The organism is Kitasatospora humi, from assembly GCF_020907985.1.
Lineage (GTDB): Bacteria > Actinomycetota > Actinomycetes > Streptomycetales > Streptomycetaceae > Kitasatospora > Kitasatospora humi.
Map to the genome: position 1 here is coordinate 1 of NZ_JAJJPA010000142.1, position 1,404 is coordinate 1,404.

Annotated in this window: 1 protein-coding gene; it reads right to left on the reverse strand. The window is 70.2% G+C overall.

The genetic code is table 11. From position 1 onward, the window contains the following. A partial coding sequence (locus LN042_RS36765) for a condensation domain-containing protein (protein WP_230055818.1) occupies positions 1–1,404 on the reverse strand: 1,404 nt, incomplete at both ends.

Consider the following 1,404-nt stretch of genomic DNA (forward strand, 5'->3'; position numbering starts at 1 on the left):
AGCGCACCGGCAGCGTGTTGAGGAACAGACCCGGCACCCGATCCGAACCGGCACCGGAGTTCATCCGGCCGAACAGCACCGTGCCGAACACCACATCGTCCCGACCACTCACCACACCCAGCACCCGCGCCCACGCCAGATGGAACACCGTGGCCGGGCTCACGCCCTCACGGCGCGCCAACTCACGTACCCCGCGCGCCAATTCTTCGTCCACCAGGAGGCGTGCCTGGTGGGTGGCACTGCCGTCGCCGTACACGTCCAGCACACCGAACGGCGCCGTCGTCTCGGTGACGTCCCCGAACGCCTCCGCGAAGTACCGCTCGTGCTCCTCGCGTGGGGTACCGAGGCGGGCTTGGGCGACGAAGTTGCGAAACGGCAACGGCTCCGGCAACCCGTCGCCCCGACCGGAGAGGAACGCTGAGAGCTCCTCCAGCAGCACGTCCATGCTCGTGTGGTCCTGCACCATGTGGTGCACCCGCAGGAGCACCAGCCACCGACCGTCCGGCGCGGCAGCCACGTGCAGGTCGATGAGCGGCGCCCGGCCGAGGTCCATCGACGAGCCGCCGATCGCCTTCAACTCGCCAACAGGATCAGCGCTCTGCGCGTCCAGCAGCACCTCCACGACCGGCACCACCGCCCGGCGCCAGACAACCTGCACCGGCTCGCGCAGCCCCTCCCACACGAACGCCGTGCGGTAGATGTCATGCCGGTCCACCACCTGCTGCAGCGCACCAGCGAAGGCGTCCACACGGTCCCGCGACTCGAACGCGAGCACGAGCGGAAACACGTAGGTGTCCGTTCCACCGTCCGCGAGCAGGTGGTGGAAGAGCATGCCTTCCTGCAGCGGCGCGAGCGGATACACATCCGCGACATTGGCGGCGCCGCCCTCGACCGTGGCCACGATCCGCTCGATCTCGGTGGCGTCCAGGTCCACCAGGGGCAGCATCTCCGGCGTGATCTGCCGCGCATCGACGGGAACGGCGTTCGCCGGCACCACGACCCCGTCGGAGGCCTGTGCCGCCGCCAGCCCGGCCACCGTCGGCGTCTCGAAGAGCGCCCGCACCGCTATGGACACACCGCGCGCCCGCAGACGTTCCACCAGGGCCAACGCCAGCAGCGAGTGGCCGCCCAGCGTGAAGAAGTCGTCATCGACCCCGACCGCCGGCAGGCCGAGGACCTCGGCGAACGCCTCGCAGAGGATCTCTTCGCGCACGGTGGCCGGTGGACGGCCACCGCTCGTCGTGTACTGCGGAGCGGGCAGGGCCTTGCGGTCCAGCTTGCCGTTCACCGTCACCGGCAGCGCGTCCAGCAGCACGACCGCCGACGGCACCATGTACGCCGGCAGCCGCTCACCCGCGAACTCCCGGAGGCTGGTGAGGAGTTCATCCGGGTTGGCGCCGACGT